We start from the raw sequence: 21,249 nt of genomic DNA on the forward strand, positions 1-21,249 counted from the left end.
AATAAAGCCAAACCATGTAATACAAGTTAGTCACAGGTTTCTATGGAAATTGAATTGATAATGTTAAAGAGTAAGACTGTAATAACGAGTGGCTTTTTAATATAGAGCCTCCTTGAGTGTTTGCTAGAAATAGTCTACCTAGAAAGATAATTCCTGAAAAATTTAGAATACTATATTGAAGTTTTGCAATTATTACGACAAAATTTTATACTACTTCACTACATTACCAATAAGGGTCAATGATTTAGGTGAATCATTAGTATTAGTTGACAAGCTTATTACTTTATTTTGCATACCTGTTTCAGCACTTGAAAAAACCGCTGTTATCGAATCTGTTTGATTATAAAGTATAGGCTTTCGTGGAACTGATGCCACCGTGCATCCGCAGCTTGTCGCTGCATTGTATATAATTAGTGGAACTTTGCTTCTGTTAACAACATAAAAGACATGTTTCACTTTTGACCCCACTTTAATTTTACCAAAATCGTACGTAGGATTAGGCACGTATATCTTCGATAAAGTATCAACTTCAATGTCCTTAGATGACCTTTTGCTTAAATCATACGAGCTCAAATTGTTGTTATCAGCCGAATAACATCCTATTAATACAATACAAATAACAAAAATAAATTTCATGATACTGGAAAGATTAAATGAAGTTAAATGAATTAGGAGATATACACCACTTTTTTGGACATAAAGCTATTTTTTCGTGTCCAACAAACTTATTGACATGACATAATTGGTAACTACAATCCGTCAACGCTAAAATTAATCCTTTGATATGATCAGAGTTATGTGTTAAAACTAGCAGATTTAGCAGTTCTAACTTGATCTTTTGCTTAGAAGTCATAAGCTTTTTAATCTCCCTAATGATATGAGAAGTTTAAAGCGCAATTTCCTCAACAGCATCGAGCATATAAAGAATTCATGGCTCCCAATTGTCAGATCCCTAGTTTTTTGTAAAAGACGATAAGTTGCTTATTTTGGTTAATCTACCAACTTAAATAAAGTATAGGCAGTCTTAACAAATCCTCTTTTAACGAGATAAAGAATATTAATGATACGACCTGTAAGTCCATTCCCATCAAAGAATGGATGAATGCTTTCGAACTGATTGTGAAATGATAGCCATCTTAACAACTGGTTCCACATTATATGTAAGAATGCATATTTCACTTAGAAATTTATTACGAATTTTCTCTGAGCAACGGCATATCATTACTTACAGCTCATTTCTCGGCTAGTACTAACCAAACGATCGGAAATACTGAACCTTTTTGAAGAATCTTCAGAATCAAAAAAGCCTCAACTTTCGTTAAGGCTTTCAGCGGACCGGACGGGACTCGAACCCGCGACCTCCGCCGTGACAGGGCGGCATTCTAACCAGCTGAACTACCGGTCCGTTTTCCTCAAAACGAAATCACTTTCGGATTGGGATTGCAAATATAGTGTCTTTAATTTATTTTACAACAAATATTTTAAAATAATTGTAAGCGCTTAAATTACAGCACCTTCTTTCATCTTTTCTGCATTCTCTGCAAATTGTAAGGCATCAATTAGCTCCTGCACGTTTCCATCCATCACATTATTTAGGTTATAAAGCGTCAATCCTATACGGTGATCTGTTACTCTTCCCTGTGGATAATTGTATGTTCTGATCTTTGCAGACCTATCTCCAGTTGATACCATAGTTTTACGTCGAGCAGCAACGTCACCATTTTTTTTCTGTAATTCTATATCATACAACTTGCTACGTAGCATCTCCATTGCAATGATACGATTACCCAACTGAGATCTATCTTGCTGACAAACTACAACAATACCCGATGGTTTATGCGTTAATTGCACTTTAGTTTCAACTTTGTTTACATTTTGTCCACCAGCACCACCAGAACGAGAAGTGTGTAACTCAATGTCACCAGGGTTAATGTATAGATCAATCTCCTCAGCCTCTGGCAAAACCGCTACAGAAGCAGCTGAGGTATGCACACGACCCTGTGTTTCTGTATCTGGCACACGTTGTACACGATGAACTCCAGATTCATATTTCAATTGGCCATACACATCTTCGCCACTTACCTTTAAAATCACCTCTTTGTAACCACCTGCTGTACCTTCAGTAACGTCTACAGTTTCTACTTTCCAGCCCTTGGTATCAAAATAGCGGCTATACATTCTATACAAATCGCCAGCAAATAAAGCTGCTTCATCTCCACCGGTACCACCTCTAATTTCAAAAACTGCATTTTTAGCATCTTCCGGATCTTTTGGTATCAACATCAAACGGATATTTTCTTCCATCTTTTCTTGTTGTTCCAATAACATATCCAGTTCTTCTTTTGCCATTTCACGCATTTCTTGGTCCTTTTCAGTACTCAAAATCTCCTTGTTGGCATCAATATTACTCATTACATTTTTGTAGATCTTGTATTCATCCACAATCTTGCCTAAGTCTTTATACTCCTTATTTAAAGCTGCAAAACGCTTCATATCCTGCATAGTATCCGGATTGCTCAATTGCTCTTCCACATCTTCCCAACGCAGTTTTATCGCTTCTAATTTTTCTAACATAGTATTAAATTCTTTTGAAAATCTGCTTCGCTACAATAAACAAAGCAAGTCCCGCTTTACGTTTAAAATTTTCAGAAAAAGAAAATTCCACTTCAATCGGGTTTATTAAACACAAACCTGTGCAAATAAAGATACAAAAATAAGGAAAAATCCTCAGTTTGCAGTTTTCCGTTAACAGTTTTGTAACCTTGACATCTTGATACTCGATACTTTATACTAATTACCCTTAAAGTATTCCAACCTCAACTCCTGTCCATCAAAAACTCCGTAAGAGTTATAATTAATCCACTCGCCAAGGTTTACATATCTAGAATTACTGTTCAATTTAATATCTAAGGGCAAATGTCTGTGCCCAAAAATAAAATAGTCAAAATGTTCTTTTTGTAGTTGTTCTTTCGCATAAATCGCAAGCCATTCTTGCTCTTCACCTAAAAACACTTCTTTCTTGTCGTTAGCTAATCTACTATTTCCAGACCAGCCGTTGGCAACAAACATTCCAATTCGAGGGGGTAATACAGAAAAAAGCCACTGGCAAAAAGGATTTCTAAAAATCTTACGCAAAAACTTATACTTCGCATCGCCAGGTCCTAATCCATCTCCATGGTGCAAGTAAAACTTCTTTCCATTTCTCTCTATAATCAATTCATCACTAATAATTTCTATTCCAATTTCTTTGATGAAATAATCATTTACCCACATGTCATGGTTTCCTTTAAAGAAATAAATTTTTATACCAGCATCCGCCATTTGGGCAAGCTTCCCTTGCAACCGAATAAATCCCTTTGGAATAACTTTGTAATATTCAAACCAAAAATCAAAAATATCACCCATTAAAAACAACTCCTCACAGGTAGATTCAATAGAATTTAACCAATTTACAATGTGCATTTCCCTTTTACGACTCTCATCATAATTTGGTGCACCTAAGTGAAAATCTGAAGCGAAATAAATGTTCTTTGTCATGTACAATCTCAAAGGTAATTCAAAAAGCTGAAAGCCGAAAGCATAAAGACCAAAGCTTAATGCCCACAACATCAATAACTTTTAGTTTTTTTTGTTCCTTTTGTAGTTTAAATTTTAAGCTTCGAAAAACATATATTAGTAAATAAATTTATTTTGACATGAAAAAGCCACTCATTTTAAGCTTATTTGCAATTGTACTTTTTGCCTGTAACCAAGGTAAAAAGCCAGCAGAAAAAATCAATTTAATGACATATCCAGAAGCAAAAAAAGACTCAACTACAGATAATTATTTTGGTACAACTATAGCAGATCCTTACCGTTGGCTAGAAAATGACACTTCAGCGGAAACAAAAAAATGGGTGGATGCAGAAAATAAAATCACATCAAATTACCTATCACAAATTCCATACAGGGACGATATTAAAAAGCGATTAACAGAAGTATGGAATTATCCAAAAGAAACAGCCCCTTTTAAAGTTGGTGAATATTATTTTTTAACTAAAAACAATGGTCTACAAAACCAAAGTGTTTGGTTTATTAAAAAGGGCTTAAATGGCACAGAGGAGTTATTTCTTGATCCAAATACACTCTCTAAAGATGGAACAGCTTCTATCTCTTTATTAGGTTTTTCTCCTAACAAAAAATATGTGGCTTACGCTATTGCACAATCTGGTTCTGATTGGAGCAATATCTATGTAATGGAAATTGCAAGTAAAAAGAAATTAGCTGACGAATTGAAGTGGACTAAGTTTTCTGGAGCAAGATGGAAAGGCGATGGTTTTTATTACAGCCGCTATGATGAACCTAAAAAAGGCATGGAACTATCTGGAGCCAATAAATTTCAAAAAGTATATTACCATAAACTGGGCGACTTACAGAAAGATGACCAGTTGATATTTGAAGACAAAACCAATCCGAATTTATATTTTGGTGCAGATGTAACTGAGGATGAACATTTTTTAACTTTATATGCAAGTGCCGGTACATCAGGCAATGCATTGTATTACCAAGACCTAACAGACCCTAATGGTAAAATAAACTTATTGGTTAAAGGATTTGAAAATAACCATAGTGTTATTAATAATATTGGCGACAAGTTATTGATAAATACAGATTTAGACGCTCCGAACAAGCAGGTTGTTTTAATTGATCCAAAAAATTCAGACCCCAAAAACTGGCAAAAAATTATCCTGGAATCAAAATTAGCTTTAGAAGGTGCAAGTACTGGCGGAGGCTTTTTATGGGCTTCATATTTAAAAGATGCAAGCACAAACATTGTTCAATTCGATCTATCTGGCAAAAAAATTAAAGAGGTAAAATTGCCTGATATTGGAACCGTTGGAGGTTTTGGCGGCTATAAAGACGATACAGAATTCTTTTATTCATTCACCAACTTTACTACACCAGGCACTATTTATCGTTATGATATTAAGAAGGGGGAGTCAAGTTTATTTAAGAAATCAGAGTTGAAGTTCGATACAGAGAATTACGAAACTAAGCAGGTCTTCTATCCATCAAAAGACGGAACTAAAATACCCATGTTTATCGTTCATAAAAAAGGAATTAAACTCGATGGAAACAACCCGGTTTACTTGTATTCTTATGGTGGTTTTCAAGTTTCACTAACCCCTGGATTTAGCTTATCTAGAATGTTATTCTTAGAAAAAGGTGGTATTTACGTTCAACCTAGTTTACGAGGAGGTAGTGAGTATGGTGAGGCTTGGCATAAGGCAGGTATGTTAGAAAAGAAACAAAATGTTTTTGATGATTTTATTGGTGCTGCAGAATATCTAATTAAGGAAAAATATACCAACCCTAGCAAAATTGCAATATCTGGTGGCTCGAACGGTGGTTTATTAGTTGGCGCCTGCATGACACAGCGACCAGAGCTTTTTAAAGTTGCTTTGCCTGCAGTTGGGGTTTTAGATATGTTGCGCTATCATAAATTTACAGTAGGCTGGGGCTGGGCTGTAGAATATGGAAGTAGTGATAACCAAACAGACTTTGATTATTTAATTAAGTACTCTCCGTTGCATAACATTAAAGCAGGTGTAAATTATCCGGCAACATTAATTACAACAGCTGATCATGATGACCGTGTTGTGCCTGCACACTCTTTTAAATTTGCGGCGACTTTACAAGAAAAATATAAAGGTAAAAACCCAATGTTAATTAGAATTGAGACTAAGGCCGGCCATGGAGCAGGTAAACCTACTACAAAAATGATTGAAGAAGCTGCAGATGTTTGGAGTTTTGTATTTCAGAATTTGGGAATTACCTATTAACACAGAATTAAAAAGGCTGATTATTTAGCTGAGAAACCATAAACTACCAAATTAATAGATTTTATCAAAATAATCTGGAATATGTCTAAATAGTGTGTCTGATTTTGTAACTTTGCATCAAATTTTTTTGCATGATCTCTACTGATATAGCCATAATTGGCGCTGGACCGGTTGGCTTGTTTGCCATCTTCGAAGCAGGTTTATTAAAAATGCGTTGTCATTTAATTGATTATCTACCTCAAGTTGGTGGTCAACTTTCAGAAATATACCCTAAAAAACCAATTTATGATATTCCAGGTTATCCTACTGTTTTAGCCCAAGAATTAATAGATAATTTGGTTGAACAAGCTAAACCATTTCATCCTGGCTATACTTTAGGAGAAAGAATTGAAGGTTTAGAAAAACGCGGTGAAGCAGATTTTGTGCTCACTACAAACATGGGAACCATTATTGAGGCTAAAGTTGTGGTAATTGCTGGGGGTTTAGGGTGTTTTGAACCTCGTAAACCTGCAGTAGCTGGCTTAGAGCAATTTGAAAATGGCCGTGGTGTAAATTACATGATTTTAGACCCAGAGAAATACCGTGGTCAAAAAATGGTAATTGCTGGGGGTGGAGATTCTGCCTTAGACTGGACTATTTTCTTAGCAGATGTTGTTTCAGAATTAACTTTGGTTCACCGTAGCGAAAGTTTCCGTGGTGCTCCAGATTCAGTAAATAAAGTAATGGAATTGGCAGAAAGTGGTAAAATCAACCTTGTTTTAAATAGCAACTTAAATTCTGTTACGGGAGAGGGTAAATTAGAGAAAGTAGAAGTAATTCATAACCGTACCATGGAAACTACTACCTATGAAGCAGACCATCTAATTCCCCTATTTGGTTTAAGCCCAAAATTAGGCCCTATAGAGCAGTGGAATTTAAATATAAGCAAGAGTGCTATCGAAGTTAATACAGATGATTACAGCACAAATATCCCAGGTATTTACGCAATTGGAGATATTAATACTTATACCAATAAATTAAAGTTAATATTGTGTGGTTTTCATGAGGCAGCATTAATGAGCCATAGCGCTTATCAATACATGAACCCTGGTATTAAGTATACCATGAAATATACTACAGTTAATGGTGTAACAGAATTTTAATAATGGAAGCAATAGACATTACAATAGAAGTTGAAGACCGCCAAGGAAATGTGAGCACATTAACTGCTCCAACTGACATGGGCTTAAGCTTAATGGAGTTTTTAAAAGCGAGCGAATATGATATTTTAGCTACGTGTGGTGGTATGGCCTTATGTGCTACTTGTTGTGTAGATGTAATGGAAGGCGAAGAAAAGCTAAATGAAATGACAGACGATGAGTATGCCATGCTTGACACTTTACCAGATCTATTGCCAAATTCTAGATTAGCTTGCCAATTGCAATTAAGCCCAGTTATGGACGGCCTTAAGGTTCGTTTACATGCGATGGATTAATCTCCTTTCAATTGGTGTTATGATAAATGGGCTACCTACAAGTAGCCCATTTTTTATTTGCCAACTCTTTCATCGACTTAATCGAGTGAGAGGCTGGAAAATGAAATGCAATTCAAATGCCCAACAAAATATAATATAAACTACAGTAACAATTACCTGTTTAAAACTTCAATAAAAAAGGGATGTCTAATGAAAGACATCCCTTTTTTAAATTAGATAGCTTAATCTATTATGGTCTTGAAGCTTTGTACTTAAGTACCAGACCTACCACTTCCCTTTTTGCTCCGGCTGGATTCCAATCGAAATTGATGGTAAATGTTTTGGTAGCAGGATCATAAGTATTTGTTCTACCCGTCGTTTCCTTAAGCAAGGTAGTAGTTACTCCTGACGAGAACGAAAGTGTATTATTAGCGTTGATCGTCATTGTAATTGGATCAACACCACCGACACCACCACCTTTATTAGCCCAATTCAAACCAACAACTGTTACGCTATTAGCGGTTTTGGTCTGCAAAGTTACATCAGGGTTACCAGCCATACTTCCGCTCAATGCGTCGTTAGCTGGAGTAGTAGGATTGGTGTATCTGGTAATCGTACCTGCCTCAACAGAATAAATACCATCCCAAAGATTTTTTGGAATTACATTTAAGATGATGTTGCTGAAGTTCCCGCTGATTATACCATGAGATGCAGATTTGATCTGCAATGGCAATGCATATAAATCACCTACAACAAAAGTACTCGTTTTGAAAGAAATGGTGAAAGAGGCAGTCCTTTTGCCTTTAGGGATCACTACTTTAGTTGCATTGATGACATACTTATCAGAAGGCATCATGATCATTGAACCATTTTGTTCGGTGTTATACTGAGTAATTACACTTTGAGGACCTAGACCAATTTCAACTTCTATATCTTTAGGAGCCACAGCTTCTGGTCCCGAATAGCTCACGGAAATGGTTTGATTTGTTGGTGTAGGCACGTTATCGTAGCTGAAAATGTAAGCTGCTGTAGTACTACCATGCACAGATATATCTTTAGGGTTAGCGAATTCAATCACATTTCCTACTGATTTATCTGGATCTAATACCGTTGAATCGTCTTTTAGGCAAGATGTTAATGCTGTAACAGCAACTAACATTGCCAAAGTTCTATTAAATATCTTTTTCATCTTCTATAATTAATTTAGGTCCCAAAAAATAAGACTTGAAAATTTGTTGATACCTGCAGGTGCATTCACAGGATTCAAGTTGTACTCTTCCTGAGGATATAAAACTCTAGTAGGTAATTTATCTGAGTGCGTAGAGACTGATTGTCTGGAAGCAAAAGTAGACAATGGATCGTTTGCAGCATTATTTACAACTGCAGGGTATCCTGTACGTCTAAATTCATTGTAGTTTTCGTCATTAGCAATACTGTTTAAAGCAATGTATTTCTGAGTAATGATACGCTCAATTCTTTGCTCTGTTGTAGGTACTGCTGTAGTAATTACAGAGGTAGTAGGATTTTGTGTCCTTTGTTCGTTCCAGTTAGTCAAGTTGTTTCCTATTATATTTCCTGCTACAGAGTTAGCAGTTAAATAAGTAGCAGCATCAGTAGTTGGATTCTTAGTAGAAGGTACAGCACCAGTACCGTCTTTATACAAATAGTTAAATGATGCTGTTATTCCTTGTGAATAAAGTGCTTCTGCGCTAGAACCACCTGTTAAAGCTGTAGTAATGTAACCACGTAAAACAGCTTCAGCCTGCAAAAACTTACTTTCTGTTAACAACAACATTGGTGTAGCTTGTGTTGGGCTTTTAGCAATACCTATAGTATTAGTGTTAGCCGTAGAAGTATTCCAAGTTGAGCCTGCCGCAAGAACTTGAGGAACACCTGCAGACTCATCACCTAATTGGTTAATTGGTGTAGGAGCTGTGGTAGAGCTAAAGTTTCTATAGATAACCGAACCTCTTCCTGGATCAATAATCTTCGCTCCACTATAGAAAGAAAATATCCATTTAGAAGGAATTCTGCTAGTTAAAACGTTAGTACCGGTAGCGCTGAAACCTAAAGCACTGTAAACAGGGCTAGGTCTATCTCTTTGTACATAACCTGGTTGCACTACAGCATCAGCGGTAAGGAAGCCAATTGACGCACTAAGTTTAGCAAACTCAGCAGTTGCATAAGCACTATGTGCAGGTACACCAGCCATTTTAATTAGCATGCGCAATTTAATAGTTTGTGCAAATTGTTTCCATCTGTCCATACCATTTACACCTGCTGTTACAGTTGTACCCCCAAATAATGGATCAGCAGTGGCCGGAATTGCAGTAATTTTAGAAGTACCTGCGGCTTGGCCAGCAATGATATCTGCAATTGCTTTATCTAAATCAGCAATAGAAGCTTTATAGATATCAGGTCCTTTATCATATTTTGGTTGTAAACTAGCTACACCTTTCAATGCATCGCTATAAGGAACGTCGTTAAATTGATTAACCAAACGCTCAAACACCAATGCTTTCATAATTCTTGCAATTGAAGTAGAAAATACTGCAGTTGGATCAGCCGAGGTTTCATTAATTACGTATTGAAAATCGTTTGCATTATCGTAACTCTGTGTCCATAGTCCAGCGAAAGTACTAGTATTAAAGTCATATGTTACTACATCACCGAATCCACCGAATCCACCAGCATTTGCTCTAGCTCCAGAAATATCCGCCAATGTTTGGCTAAATGAAACATTACTAGCCGCTGCTGCTACAATTGCCTGAGGCAAAACGAGAGCAGGAGTTGATGAAGTAAAGTTATTTGGATTGGTATTGATATCTAAGTACTTTTTACAAGAACTTACTCCAATAACAACCGCACCCATCAATATATATTTAAATATTTTTTTCATATCTGTTATTTTTATAAAGTTACTGATAAACTTAATCCGTAAAATCTTCCAGGAGGAGTTTGACTCAATGAAGTGAATCCTATCGCATTACTTTGTGAATCAAAAGCACTATATTCAGGATCTGTATAAATGTTAGTCTTAGGTGCCCACAAGAACAAATTACGTCCTTGTACACTTACAGTAGCACCCTTTACAAATTTAATATTACTGAATACTGATTTTGGTAAATCATAAGACAACGATAATTCACGCATTTTCCAGAAAGCTGCAGAATAAGTATAGTTTGCATTAACTGCAGTATTTGAAGGACCATTTGTCCAGAAATCTACACCACCAGTTCTAGTAGTAATATTTGTGTTAGCTACGTACGTATTAGTAACTGGATCTAAATAAGAAGAGTTAGGCACAACAAAACGTTCTCTATTGAAATAAGTAGTTCTGATACCTGCACCAGAGAAATCGAAACCTGTGCTAGCACCCGTAAAAATTACGTTACCTGTGCGGTATTCAAATACTGTTGCTAAACGGAAACCTTTATAGTCTACTGACATATCTAAACCTAAACGATGTTTTGGTTCTGTAGTTCCTAAACCAGAAGTTAACGTAGTTGCACTTGGCATACCAGTAACACGATCAACAATGATTCTACCTTGAGAATCTTTATTATAAGTTGTACCTTTCAACAACGGGAATGAACTTCCTACTTCCGCAACCAAGTTAGCAGTGCCGAAAGTTCCTAAGCTGATAAATGTTTGATCAGTAGAAATCGAAAGTACTTTATTCTGATTATAAGTATAGTTACCGCCAACTGAAACTTCTAAACCATACGAAGTACGAACAGGCACCAAACGTAATGAAGTTTCGAAACCTTCGTTTTCAACCTCACCAGTATTTGTTAAATACCCTGTATAACCTGTAGAAGAAGGAATACCTACTGATACTGTTTGGTCTACTGTATTTGATTTATAAGCTGTAACAGTAAGGTTAACTCTTGATTGGAACATTTCTAAATCAAAACCACCTTCATAAGAAGTTGTAACCTCTGGTTTAATACTAGGAGATACAAGAGCGTTACTAAATCCAAATCCTGGAACACCAGCATATGGATAACCAGCTTGTTGGCCAAATGTTGGTTGTAATCTATAAGCTCCTAAGTTTACCAAACCTACTTTAGATACACCACCTCTTAATTTTAAACTATTAATAGTTTTAGATTCTTTTAAGAAAGGAATTGCATCAGAAGCGATGAATGAAATATCAGCAGCAGGATAGAATAAAGAACGGAATTCTTGTGCCAATACTGATCTCCAATCATTTCTTGCTGTTAAGTGTAAGTACAAATAGCTTTTATAGCCCAAACGAGCATCAGCATACACACCAATTTGGCGAACTCTTGTATTTGATTCGCTACCCGCTGTGTTACCAGTAGTGTTGCTAACATTATATAAGCCAGGGATTACCATCGCTGAAGATGATGCATTTACTGATTTAGTATAGTTATCACGTACACTAGATCCTAAGATTGCATTTAAAGAGAAATCTGAGCTTATTTGTTTAATATATTGTGCTTGGAACTCAGGGTTAATTTGAGTCTCAGTAGTTGCCCCGTCAGAAACACTACCAACTCTAGGAGCAGCGATTGCAGCACCACTTAATCCAAATCTATAAGCTGAGAAAGTGAATTTATCAGACCAAGCTTTAGTTCTAACATTTCTATTAGACATAGATACTCTGAACAATAATGATAGTTCAGGAAATGGATTGTATTTAATCTGAGCATTACCAGTTAAATAATCGTTACTTGTTAAAGTCCTGTTATTATCTAAGGTAAAATAAGGATTATCAAAATATTCATTATAATAACCATTTGGATTAGAAAATGCATCATTTCTCCAATCAGAATAACGGGTCAAAGGAATTTGACCTGGAGACATTAATACGTTGTTAAATGCATTATTAGAGTCTCCTAAATTAAATCTGTTTTGAACATAGTTAGCATTAAATGCAAAACTTACGCCTTTCATTAAATCTTTAGCACCATTTAAACGAATAGTGAAACGGTTATATTTATCACCAGGAACTGTACCAGTTTGGTCAAAATACTGAGATGATAAATAATAAGAACCTTTCTCATCACCTGATGACAAGCTAAAGTCTGTCTGATTGTTTACACCAGTTTCCCAGAATTGTTGTTTTCCTTCAGTTGTATTCCACTCATAAGGAACAGTTTGTATAGAACCATCTACAAGTGGTTTACCAATTACTCTCATTGAACCATCAAAAGCAGGGCCATATTGCTGATTTTCATATGCAGTATAGGTCGGGACATCATCCGGGCCAGTACCAGAACCATATGTTTGTTGCAATTTAGGCAAATAAGAAATTTGCTCTAAACTTGTCGTATGGCCAACTTTAATTTGAGTTACACCTCTTTTACCAGTTTTAGTAGTGATAATTAGTGCTCCATTCGATGCATCAGAACCATAAAGAGCAGCAGCACCAGCACCATTTAGAACTTGGATATTTTCAACATCCTCAGGGTTTAAGTTACCCAAGATACTAGATGGAACAATTACGTTATCAACAACAACTAAAGCAGTGTTGTTTCCTAATAACGAACGGTTACCACGTAATACCAAACGAACACTTGGATTAACACCTGAACTAACAGCATTTACCTGTAAACCAGCTACTTTACCAGAAAGTGCACTAGCTACGTTGAATGCTTTTGCTTGAGTTAATTGCTGTGCACCAACTGTAGTAGACTGGTTACCTTGCTCACGACGTTTAATCGTAACACCACCCGCCGTAATTACAACTTGGTCTAGCACTTTAGAGTCTAGCACTAAAGACACATTTAAAACATTGTTTGAAGGAATAGATACTACTTGAGTAGAATACCCTAAGTAAGAAATCTCTAAAGTTTTAGCCGTAGCTGGAACTTTTAATGAAAACTTACCATCTACACCTGTTGTTCCGCCAACATTTGTAGCCTCTCTTACTTTTACAGATACACCTGGGATTGGCAATCCGTCTTCACTTGCTTTTACTGTACCTGTTATTGTGCGTTCTTGAGCGAATGCAGCCACAGTTAGTGTACACAAGATGAATAAACTTAGTACAAGTTTTTTCATAAATTAATAAAATTTAGGTTAGTTAATAGTTAATTAATCTTTAAATATGGCAATAACTATATAAGAATCAAAATTTTAGACCGTTAAAAAAAATCCATAAAAACTTAACTATCTGAAAACTAAGTAGTTAAATTTTAACATATTTTAACAATTGCTTGATATGTTTTGTTTTAGTTAATTTAATTGAGAAATATAAATATAACTTAATTTTTAGTTAAAGAAATATTAACACTAAGGCAACTTTTTTATAGCTGAAGAATAATTTAAGGCTTAATTATTTGAAGATTTGATAGGGCTACCTATAATTTTGTAATTCCCAGTGCCATTTAAAATAGCCATCATTTGGTTTTGATTATTAAAGATAAGTTTAGCTTGCGCGATTTCCTTATCGTACTGGAAGGCTTGCTCAATCTTTCCTTTTTCGAAGTAGTATCTGCTAATAATTTGAGTTTCTAGTATTTTTTTAATCTCATCCTTGTGTGTAACTAGATCTGTTTTCTTAGCGCTTAACATTTTTGCTTTCAATTCTTCTAAATCTACTTTTACTGCTGATGCTTTATTTTCTTTTTCTGCTTCAATTTTTAGTTCAGCTAATAATCGCTCAGTACGTGATACGTAACTGTAGTCTTTATTTGCCATTGAATTTACAAATTTGGTGTAATCTGCATCGCTTAATTGAAAAGTTTTAACATTTGGAATTGCTGCATTTACTTTCTTATAGGTGTTTGCATAATCAAAGAAAAGGTTTTTGCCCGCTAAAGAGATTGTAATGGGGCTATACTTAATAGGCTCAACAAAAACATCTGGAAAAACTCCGTTACCATTATAAACTGTACGCCCTGCTTTGGTATTATAAGGCGTCATTACAGAATCAGCGAATTTCTCAGCCTCTCCGTTTTTATCCTTATGTGCATAGTCTAATGCCTGTATGCATCTTCCAGAAGGTGTATAATATTTAGCTACAGTAACTTTAACCAAGCTATTATAAGGAAGATTGAATGTTTGCTGCACAAGTCCTTTACCGTAACTACGTTGGCCTATTACAACTGCCCTATCTAAATCTTGTAATGCACCCGCTACAATTTCTGATGCAGAAGCAGAAGATCCATTGATCAATACGGTTAAAGGTATTTGAGGAGAGATGGGCTGATTTAAAGTTTCATAAGAAATGGTCTTCTCAGGATTTCTCCCTTTTTGAACCACAACCAAAATCCCCTTTTGAACAAATAAATTAACAATTTTTACTGCTTCTTGTAAAATACCTCCCCCATTATTACGTAGATCAAGGATAATTCCCTTTGGTTTTTCTTTGTTGATCAACTCTAAGGCATCCTTAACTTCTTTGCCAGAATTCTCGAGGAATTTATCTAATTTAATATATCCTATCTGACCATCAATCATTCCTGAATAAGATACATTTGGCTGCTTAATTTCTTCTCTAACTAATGTTTTATTAATTACTGCTGCATCTCTTAATAATGCGAGCGTTAATGATGATCCTTTTGGTCCACGCAACAACTGACTAATTTGGTTACGGTCTTTTCCATTAACATCAATACCATTAATTTTTAAGATTTGATCTCCAGGCTTAACATCTTGTTTATTAGCCGGATTGCCTTCACTTACTTCGTTTACAAATAATTTACCATCAATAAATAAGGTGCCAGCTCCAATACCGCCGTATTGTGTACTTACATATTTTAATTTATAGTCTTCAATTTCAGATTCTGGAATGTACTCGGTGTAAGGATCCAGCCCCTCTAGCATTGCATCAATGCTGGTTCGCATTAAATCGCCAGGGCTAGTTTCTTCTACATAGTTGATATTAATCTCCTTATATAAGGATGCGAAAATATCTAGGTTTTTAGAGACAAGGAATAAGTCTTCTCTAAAAGCAAGAGTGATTGACCCTAAACCAATTGCCGCTATTAAAATACCAAATCTAGCTTTCTTCATTTACCTTATATTATATAAGGGTAAACTTACAAAAAAGCAATATGATTTAAAAGCTGTATTATAATCGGTTGCCTTCTGGGTCTGCTAAGGCCTTAAGGATAGTAAATTCGATATATTTTTGGTCTCTTTTAACTAAAGTCATTAGTTGTTGCACCAACTGATCTTCTTGTCCGGGAGAAAAAGAAAGATTAGCTTGAGTTAAATCGCGGTATTTTCTTAAAAATTTAATTTTAACCCTTTCCCAGGTTTCAGGAGTAAGTGTAAAGCTTGCCATTGTTTAATTCTTTGCTACAAAAGTATAAAATTTAAAGCTGATTTTGGTTAGGAATAACAGAAAACAAAAAAACCCGTTTAGAAAATCTAAACGGGCTTTTTCTCATTTGCAGCAATAAATAAGCATTATAGTCGCATAATAGTTACCTATTTGGCGTATTATCTATGAAAGGTCTATTTACAACAGTTGCAGCTGCAGTATAGGGTATTGTAATATCCCCCCTTAAACTAAAGGAGTAAGTATTTGCCTTAACTAAACCAACTGCCGTTCTAATTACGATAGGCGTTGTAGTATTTGGATATCTCAAAATCAAATCATAAACTCCAGAAGGCACCTTTGCGTAAGCTGATCCTGTTTTAAAGGCAACGTTGGTTGCTACTGTGGTTTCAACAAGTGTTGTTGTATTTTTCATAATAAAATCAAAAGGATTGGCATTATAAGAAACATGTACAAAACGAACATAAGCTGTTGAAGTATCAATAGGAGGCAAAGCATCATCTAAAATAAAAGCATCCGAAGTTTTCGCAGTTGTATTATACAAACCACAAGTATACAACGAGTAAAACTTACCATCTTCTATATTTTTACTCAAACTAGAGATGATGGTATTAGGATTAACAGCTGCTGTGGTTGGCGTTACCGATTTTAAATTATAAGTACCAGGAGCAATCACTGCATAGTTATTTGTTGCAGGAAATACAAGTGAATAATTTGTGCCTGAGGCAAATTCTACTCCTGTTGCGGATGTTACTGCAGAAATTTTTAAATTATTTGCGTAAAAATTTACAGAAGGTCCATTTAATGCAAAATTAAAGAACTTAACTTGCGCACCGGATACAGGACCAGAGATCTCTTGTACTGCATTCTTTTTACAAGAGTAAATTATGGTTGAAAGCAGAATTACTGCTAAAATAATATGTTTTCTTTTCATCTGTTGAACTATTAAGGTTTAGTAATCCACATTTCATCTGTTTGATAGTCAATATCCAAACCACCTATTACGTTTAATGCATCTCTGTTCCATACGTATTCTGAATTATAACGAGGTCTGATGCGATACACGTATTTGTTCAAATTATCTGGAAATAGGTTTGTTGGTGGTGCAAATCCTAAAAACACTTGTTTAGCTGTAACAGGATCTACATCAATATAATGGTACCTTCTCATGTCCATCCATTGCTCTAAATGACCCCATCCCCATTGTGCAATAAACTTTTGACACATGATTTGAGATAATGTAAGCGCATTCGCCGTAGCTGGAACTATTGAAGTTGATGCTAAAAACGTTGCTTTTTCTGTAGCTGTAATCTGGGTTGGAACTTGCCCGTCATCAGTATTCCTTGCATTTACAAAATCGATACTTGCAGAAATACCATTTTTATAGGCATTTAAAGCTGTCGTTTTATCCCCCTTCTTATAAGCAGCTTCTGCTTTTACAAACTGTAATTGCGCATAGGTGATTATTGGCATTTTACTTTTTGTAGAGAAAATATATCTAGCTGGTGTTCTAACCGCAGCTACTTGTGTTGTATATCCCCAAAGATTATTTGGTTGTTGTGCAGCTGTTAATCCAGTTACCCCTGTTACTGGATCTATACCTCTATAAACTCCATCAGGCGAAGGTGCTAGCATCCTTGTTAACCTAGGGTCAACCGCTCCAGGAAACTGTGTACCATCCATTAGCCCCAAAGCGAACCTTGTTTGTCTAACAGAAGCAATGTTATTTCTAGCTCCTGCTAAATAATTGATATCATCATTCGCGGTTCCAGTATATGCTAGCAATGGGTCATCAGCATTACTTGAAAAAGATAAGTCAACAGCAGCAATTACATCATCTGGTTTATAAACCCCTGTTTTATTGCTAAAATGATTCAAAGCCATTGCTTTTAAGCCATAAGCAAATTTTGTCCAAGCCGCTCTATTTCCTTTATATAGTATATCTGTTTTTCCTAAATAACCTGCATTAACTGCACCATCGGTTCTTGCTAAATTGGTAATTGCTGAATTCAAAAGCCTAAAAACTTCTTGATAAGCAAATTCTTGAGTATCATAACTAAATTTAGTTTTGCTTGCATCTATAGCTTCTTTGATGATAATTTCACCATTAACTGTAGTTAACTGTAACCAGCCCCAAGCCTTTAGAACTTCTGCAACACCCAATAAATCCCAACGTTGCTCTGCTTCTGCCTTTTTAGTCATATCAACCAAATTCTGACCAAAATCAAAATAAACAGTCCTCCATAATTGTCCTCCATTATCTGGTGCGGTTGTATTTTGAGCGTGGCCCATCCTATCCCAATTATCAAGATTAGCATTAATTGCCCAATTTTGGTTATATCTTGCTATTACTATCCCATCAACTTGAGGACCAGTGGCCATCCAGTGTAGCATTGGGGATAAATATAAGTTGGCTTCCACTACTTGTGGTGCATTTGGATTGGTATTTACATCCAAAAACTTCTTACATCCACTTAAGGAAATAAGACCAAATGCCAAAAATGTTATAAATAATTTTTTCATGTTCAATCTCTCCTGTTATAATCCAATTTTAATTCCAAAGTTAATTCCAATAGGCATTGGGAAATTACCATAGTCAATACCAGCGCCACCAGATCCACCTACAGCGGCAGTATTTCCATTTACTACTGGATCCAATCCAGAATAATTTGTAATGATAAATAAATCTGTAGCGGTTACGAATACACTCGCACTTTTTAAGAACTTCTGTTTAGATAGTAATGTTTGAGATAACTTATATTGTAGAGTCACGTCTTTCATTCTAATCCAATTGATATCTTTTTCGATGTATAACTCTTCACTTTGGCTAGTGTAATAGGCATTTTGATAGAATGGTGTTACCGATATGTTATTAGCTGTAGGATTAGCTGTATTTTCTAAACCATCTTGGAATACACCTTTTACAATTCGAGGTTCTAACCTATCTAAAGTTCTAGGGCTCAATCCTCTTTGAACTAAGAAGTTTTCAGTACCATTTAATACATCACCACCTTTTCTCATATCTAGTAAGAACGATAATGAGAAGTTTTTATACGTAAATGTATTTGTTAAACCGACTGTAAAATCTGGCTGTCTATCATAGCCTTCTCCATAACCTTGAATAAAGATATTTGATCTTACAGGTAAACCTGTTGCTGGATTAATTAAAATTTCACCAGCATTATTTCTTAAATAAAAATAACCTGTTAATGATCTTGTAGAATAACCGATACTATTTCCGTTTCTTACATTACCATATAACCAAGTATCTGAAACATAAGTTTCTGGTAATGAATTAGGAAGTTCTAATACAGTACCTCTTGCAGACTCGAAGTTAGCCAAAACATTCCAAGAAAAGTTTTTACTCTTAATTGGGTTACCTCTAACTGTTAACTCAATACCTTGGTTACGTGTTTTACCACCATTTAGATTAAACAAAACATAACCAGTTGCATAACTACCTCTAATGTCGTTTATAATCTGCTCTGAAGTGATTTTGCGATACAATGCAACATCTACTCCTAACCTATCATTTAAGAAAGCTAAGTCTGCACCTACTTCATAAGAACTAGCAAATTCTGGCACCAATGCTAAGTTAGGCCCAGTAAAACCATATCCGAATCCACCTCCAGTAGTTGCTTTACTTTCCAAAGCTGGAATGTAAGCATAAGGCCTTGCGTCTCTACCAACCTGTGCAAAAGCTGCTCTTAATCTACCAGACGTGAATATATTCTGCAAGCCTTTAAATGCTGGAACATCCGTAAAAACAAAGCTTGTTGAAACCGAGGGATAGAAGAAAGAATTCGCACCATCAGGAATAGTTGAAGTCCAGTCATTTCTACCTGTCGCTGTTAAATAAAGATAATTTTTATACGCTAATGTTGCACGTCCGAAGAAACTAAAAACTCTTTTTTGGAATACTGTTGATTTTGCATTCCTTAATGTTGTAGTTGTGTTGTTAATTGACTCGAAATTTGGATCTAAAAATCCCTCGCCATATTGTGAATCAATCGCAGACTTTGCAGAAGAAATAGCGTTACCCAAGGTTGCATCAAAAGTTAAATCTTTTGTAATGTTCTGCTTGGTAAAGCTCAATAAATTCTGAACATTAATGTTTCTAGTATTGTCATTCGCAATATCTAGTATTCCGTTACGATTTAAACCTCTTGAACTTTCTGGGTGGCTTAACAATAGATTCCTATTATTGTAAGCATCAATACCAATATTTGATTTAAAATTAACCCATTTGGCTGGGGTAATTGTAAAGCCAAAGTTTGAAGTAATTCTGTTATTAATGGAGTTTAGTCTATTCTTATTTACACTAAAATATGGGTTTTCTAATTCTGATGTTAAATCTGTTGCAGTAGTAAATCTTCTTCTAGTACCCGCTGGGGTCAAATAATTTTTAGCATCATCTTCTCGAGGCCAAAGTAATAAGCCTAATAGAGGGCCGCCAGCACCATTGCGTGGTTGATTGTTTAATGCATAAGCATAAGTTAAGGATAAATCTATTTTAAACCAGTCGTTCAATTTACCGTTTATTGAGCCATTTAAAGTTAGTTTCTCCAAGTTTGAGTTTGGTACTACACCATTCTGATTGGTATAAGAAGTAGAAACACGATAGGATACATCTTGGCTACCACCATCCATAGAAAGATTATGCTTTTGCGTAAAAGCAGTTCTAAAAAACCCATCAATATTATCATAGAGTTGTATATTAGGGGCATATTGGGGACCAAAATAACTCAGTGATCCTGTAGCTGCGACACCACCAGAACCAATTCCATAGACTCCTTGAACCTCTGGAAGCCTTCCTGTTTTTTCTACCCTAAAGCTATTTCCATAATTGATAGATCCTTTACCCGCTTTTCCTCTTTTTGTAGTTATTACAATTGCACCATTTGCAGCCTCGATACCATACAAAGCTGCAGCTTCTGGACCTTTTAGCACCACTAAGCTTTCAATATCTTCTGGATTAATATCGGCAGCACGATTTGTAAAATCTACACCTCTATTAGATAATGCTGTGGTTGCACTATTATCAGAAACGAAAGCAGAAGTGTTCAGCGTTTTGTTATCAATTGGCAAACCATCTACTATAAACAAAGGTTGGTTACTTCCACTTATAGAACTTACGCCTCTAATTGTAATTGATGTTGATGCACCAGGAACACCAGTAGTATTGGTTACCTCTACACCTGCAACTCTACCCTGTAAAGCATTGATAAAATTCTCTCTTTGCGTACCAGCAATGTCTGCACCTTTAACCTCTTGTTGAGAATTTCCTAAAGATCTTTTTTGGACTTTCTCACCTAAAGCAGTTACCACTACTTCATTTAATGATTTAGAATCTGTACTAAGAACAATGTTCAATACTGTGGTAGTGCCTACAGTTTGTTCTTTTGTAGCCATTCCCAAATAGATAAACTGAAGCACGTCTCCTTGCTTAGTTTTGATTGAATAAAAACCAGCAGGGCTCGTTTGCACAGCGATGTCGGTTCCTTTAATTTTTACAGAAGCACCTGGAATGGGCAATCCATCTTCTGCGGAAGTAATTTTACCAGTTACCGTAACTTGCTGAGCTATCGCTTGGATAGCCAACAGAAACGTGCCCAAAAACAGCATGAGTAATTTTTTTTTCATAAACGTGAATTTGGTTAATAATTTAAGTTTTGTTTTGTTTATATCTTGGCTGTTATTAAACACGCATAATC

At 35.6% G+C, this 21,249-nt stretch carries 15 protein-coding genes and 1 tRNA gene; 3 read left to right on the plus strand and 13 right to left on the minus strand.

Annotation, left to right across the window (positions count from 1 at the left end; translation table 11 throughout):
* Positions 1–210: 210 nt before the first annotated feature.
* The 5 genes from FA048_RS20080 to FA048_RS02030 form a co-directional block, all read right to left on the minus strand.
* The gene (locus FA048_RS20080; RefSeq protein WP_136838441.1) at positions 211–636 is read right to left on the minus strand and encodes a DUF1573 domain-containing protein; all 426 of its coding nucleotides are present in this window, start codon (positions 634–636) and stop codon (positions 211–213) included.
* A 354-nt stretch (positions 637–990) separates the two neighbouring features.
* Positions 991–1,179 (minus strand): Fic family protein, encoded by a 189-nt coding sequence (locus FA048_RS19890; RefSeq protein WP_136838443.1) that lies wholly within the window; start codon positions 1,177–1,179, stop codon positions 991–993.
* A gap of 152 nt (positions 1,180–1,331) precedes the next feature.
* Positions 1,332–1,405: transfer RNA gene (locus tag FA048_RS02020), tRNA-Asp, on the minus strand.
* A 95-nt stretch (positions 1,406–1,500) separates the two neighbouring features.
* Positions 1,501–2,574: a peptide chain release factor 1 gene (gene prfA, locus FA048_RS02025; protein ID WP_136838445.1), complete on the minus strand. Its 1,074-nt coding sequence runs from the start codon at positions 2,572–2,574 to the stop codon at positions 1,501–1,503.
* Positions 2,575–2,790: 216 nt separating this feature from the next.
* On the minus strand, positions 2,791–3,537 hold the full coding sequence (locus FA048_RS02030) for a UDP-2,3-diacylglucosamine diphosphatase (protein WP_136839385.1): 747 nt from the start codon (positions 3,535–3,537) through the stop codon (positions 2,791–2,793).
* Between the two features lie 158 nt (positions 3,538–3,695).
* On the opposite strand from FA048_RS02030, the gene FA048_RS02035 reads away from it, so the two are divergent.
* From FA048_RS02035 to FA048_RS02045, 3 genes are all read left to right on the plus strand, one after another.
* On the plus strand, positions 3,696–5,822 hold the full coding sequence (locus tag FA048_RS02035; protein WP_136838448.1) for a prolyl oligopeptidase family serine peptidase: 2,127 nt from the start codon (positions 3,696–3,698) through the stop codon (positions 5,820–5,822).
* 131 nt (positions 5,823–5,953) lie between these two features.
* A complete protein-coding gene (locus FA048_RS02040) occupies positions 5,954–6,964 on the plus strand; it encodes an NAD(P)/FAD-dependent oxidoreductase (RefSeq protein ID WP_136838450.1) in 1,011 nt (336 codons plus the stop codon).
* 2 nt (positions 6,965–6,966) lie between these two features.
* On the plus strand, positions 6,967–7,296 hold the full coding sequence (locus FA048_RS02045) for a 2Fe-2S iron-sulfur cluster-binding protein (protein ID WP_136838451.1): 330 nt from the start codon (positions 6,967–6,969) through the stop codon (positions 7,294–7,296).
* 229 nt (positions 7,297–7,525) lie between these two features.
* Here the strand turns inward: FA048_RS02045 and FA048_RS02050 are convergent, their stop codons facing one another.
* The 8 genes from FA048_RS02050 to FA048_RS02085 all read right to left on the minus strand — a co-directional run bounded on the left by FA048_RS02050 (position 7,526) and on the right by FA048_RS02085 (position 21,178).
* Complete coding sequence (locus tag FA048_RS02050) at positions 7,526–8,464, minus strand: BT_3987 domain-containing protein (RefSeq protein WP_136838453.1); 939 nt, start codon at positions 8,462–8,464, stop codon at positions 7,526–7,528.
* A 9-nt stretch (positions 8,465–8,473) separates the two neighbouring features.
* Positions 8,474–10,174 (minus strand): SusD/RagB family nutrient-binding outer membrane lipoprotein, encoded by a 1,701-nt coding sequence (locus FA048_RS02055; RefSeq protein WP_136838455.1) that lies wholly within the window; start codon positions 10,172–10,174, stop codon positions 8,474–8,476.
* An 11-nt stretch (positions 10,175–10,185) separates the two neighbouring features.
* Positions 10,186–13,308, minus strand: a complete 3,123-nt coding sequence (locus FA048_RS02060; protein WP_136838457.1) for a SusC/RagA family TonB-linked outer membrane protein — start codon at positions 13,306–13,308, stop codon at positions 10,186–10,188.
* Between the two features lie 270 nt (positions 13,309–13,578).
* The gene (locus FA048_RS02065) at positions 13,579–15,264 is read right to left on the minus strand and encodes a S41 family peptidase (RefSeq protein WP_136838458.1); all 1,686 of its coding nucleotides are present in this window, start codon (positions 15,262–15,264) and stop codon (positions 13,579–13,581) included.
* A 58-nt stretch (positions 15,265–15,322) separates the two neighbouring features.
* Entirely contained in the window at positions 15,323–15,538 is a 216-nt protein-coding gene (locus tag FA048_RS02070) for a hypothetical protein (protein ID WP_136838459.1), read from the minus strand.
* Positions 15,539–15,680: 142 nt separating this feature from the next.
* Positions 15,681–16,469 (minus strand): DUF4397 domain-containing protein, encoded by a 789-nt coding sequence (locus tag FA048_RS02075; protein WP_136838461.1) that lies wholly within the window; start codon positions 16,467–16,469, stop codon positions 15,681–15,683.
* A gap of 11 nt (positions 16,470–16,480) precedes the next feature.
* Positions 16,481–18,058 (minus strand): SusD/RagB family nutrient-binding outer membrane lipoprotein, encoded by a 1,578-nt coding sequence (locus tag FA048_RS02080; RefSeq protein ID WP_136838463.1) that lies wholly within the window; start codon positions 18,056–18,058, stop codon positions 16,481–16,483.
* A 15-nt stretch (positions 18,059–18,073) separates the two neighbouring features.
* Positions 18,074–21,178: a SusC/RagA family TonB-linked outer membrane protein gene (locus tag FA048_RS02085; protein ID WP_136838465.1), complete on the minus strand. Its 3,105-nt coding sequence runs from the start codon at positions 21,176–21,178 to the stop codon at positions 18,074–18,076.
* Positions 21,179–21,249: the final 71 nt, after the last annotated feature.

Origin of the sequence: Pedobacter polaris (genome assembly GCF_005116505.1) — a bacterium.
In the GTDB taxonomy this organism is placed as follows: Bacteria; Bacteroidota; Bacteroidia; order Sphingobacteriales; family Sphingobacteriaceae; genus Pedobacter; species Pedobacter polaris.

Coding starts and splice junctions, on each gene's coding strand:
- FA048_RS20080 (WP_136838441.1), bottom strand. CDS start 636: ATGAAATTTATTTTTGTTATTTGTATTGTATTAATAGGATGTTATTCG.
- prfA (WP_136838445.1), bottom strand. CDS start 2,574: ATGTTAGAAAAATTAGAAGCGATAAAACTGCGTTGGGAAGATGTGGAA.
- FA048_RS02030 (WP_136839385.1), bottom strand. CDS start 3,537: ATGACAAAGAACATTTATTTCGCTTCAGATTTTCACTTAGGTGCACCA.
- FA048_RS02035 (WP_136838448.1), top strand. CDS start 3,696: ATGAAAAAGCCACTCATTTTAAGCTTATTTGCAATTGTACTTTTTGCC.
- FA048_RS02040 (WP_136838450.1), top strand. CDS start 5,954: ATGATCTCTACTGATATAGCCATAATTGGCGCTGGACCGGTTGGCTTG.
- FA048_RS02045 (WP_136838451.1), top strand. CDS start 6,967: ATGGAAGCAATAGACATTACAATAGAAGTTGAAGACCGCCAAGGAAAT.
- FA048_RS02050 (WP_136838453.1), bottom strand. CDS start 8,464: ATGAAAAAGATATTTAATAGAACTTTGGCAATGTTAGTTGCTGTTACA.
- FA048_RS02055 (WP_136838455.1), bottom strand. CDS start 10,174: ATGAAAAAAATATTTAAATATATATTGATGGGTGCGGTTGTTATTGGA.
- FA048_RS02060 (WP_136838457.1), bottom strand. CDS start 13,308: ATGAAAAAACTTGTACTAAGTTTATTCATCTTGTGTACACTAACTGTG.
- FA048_RS02065 (WP_136838458.1), bottom strand. CDS start 15,264: ATGAAGAAAGCTAGATTTGGTATTTTAATAGCGGCAATTGGTTTAGGG.
- FA048_RS02070 (WP_136838459.1), bottom strand. CDS start 15,538: ATGGCAAGCTTTACACTTACTCCTGAAACCTGGGAAAGGGTTAAAATT.
- FA048_RS02075 (WP_136838461.1), bottom strand. CDS start 16,469: ATGAAAAGAAAACATATTATTTTAGCAGTAATTCTGCTTTCAACCATA.
- FA048_RS02080 (WP_136838463.1), bottom strand. CDS start 18,058: ATGAAAAAATTATTTATAACATTTTTGGCATTTGGTCTTATTTCCTTA.
- FA048_RS02085 (WP_136838465.1), bottom strand. CDS start 21,178: ATGAAAAAAAAATTACTCATGCTGTTTTTGGGCACGTTTCTGTTGGCT.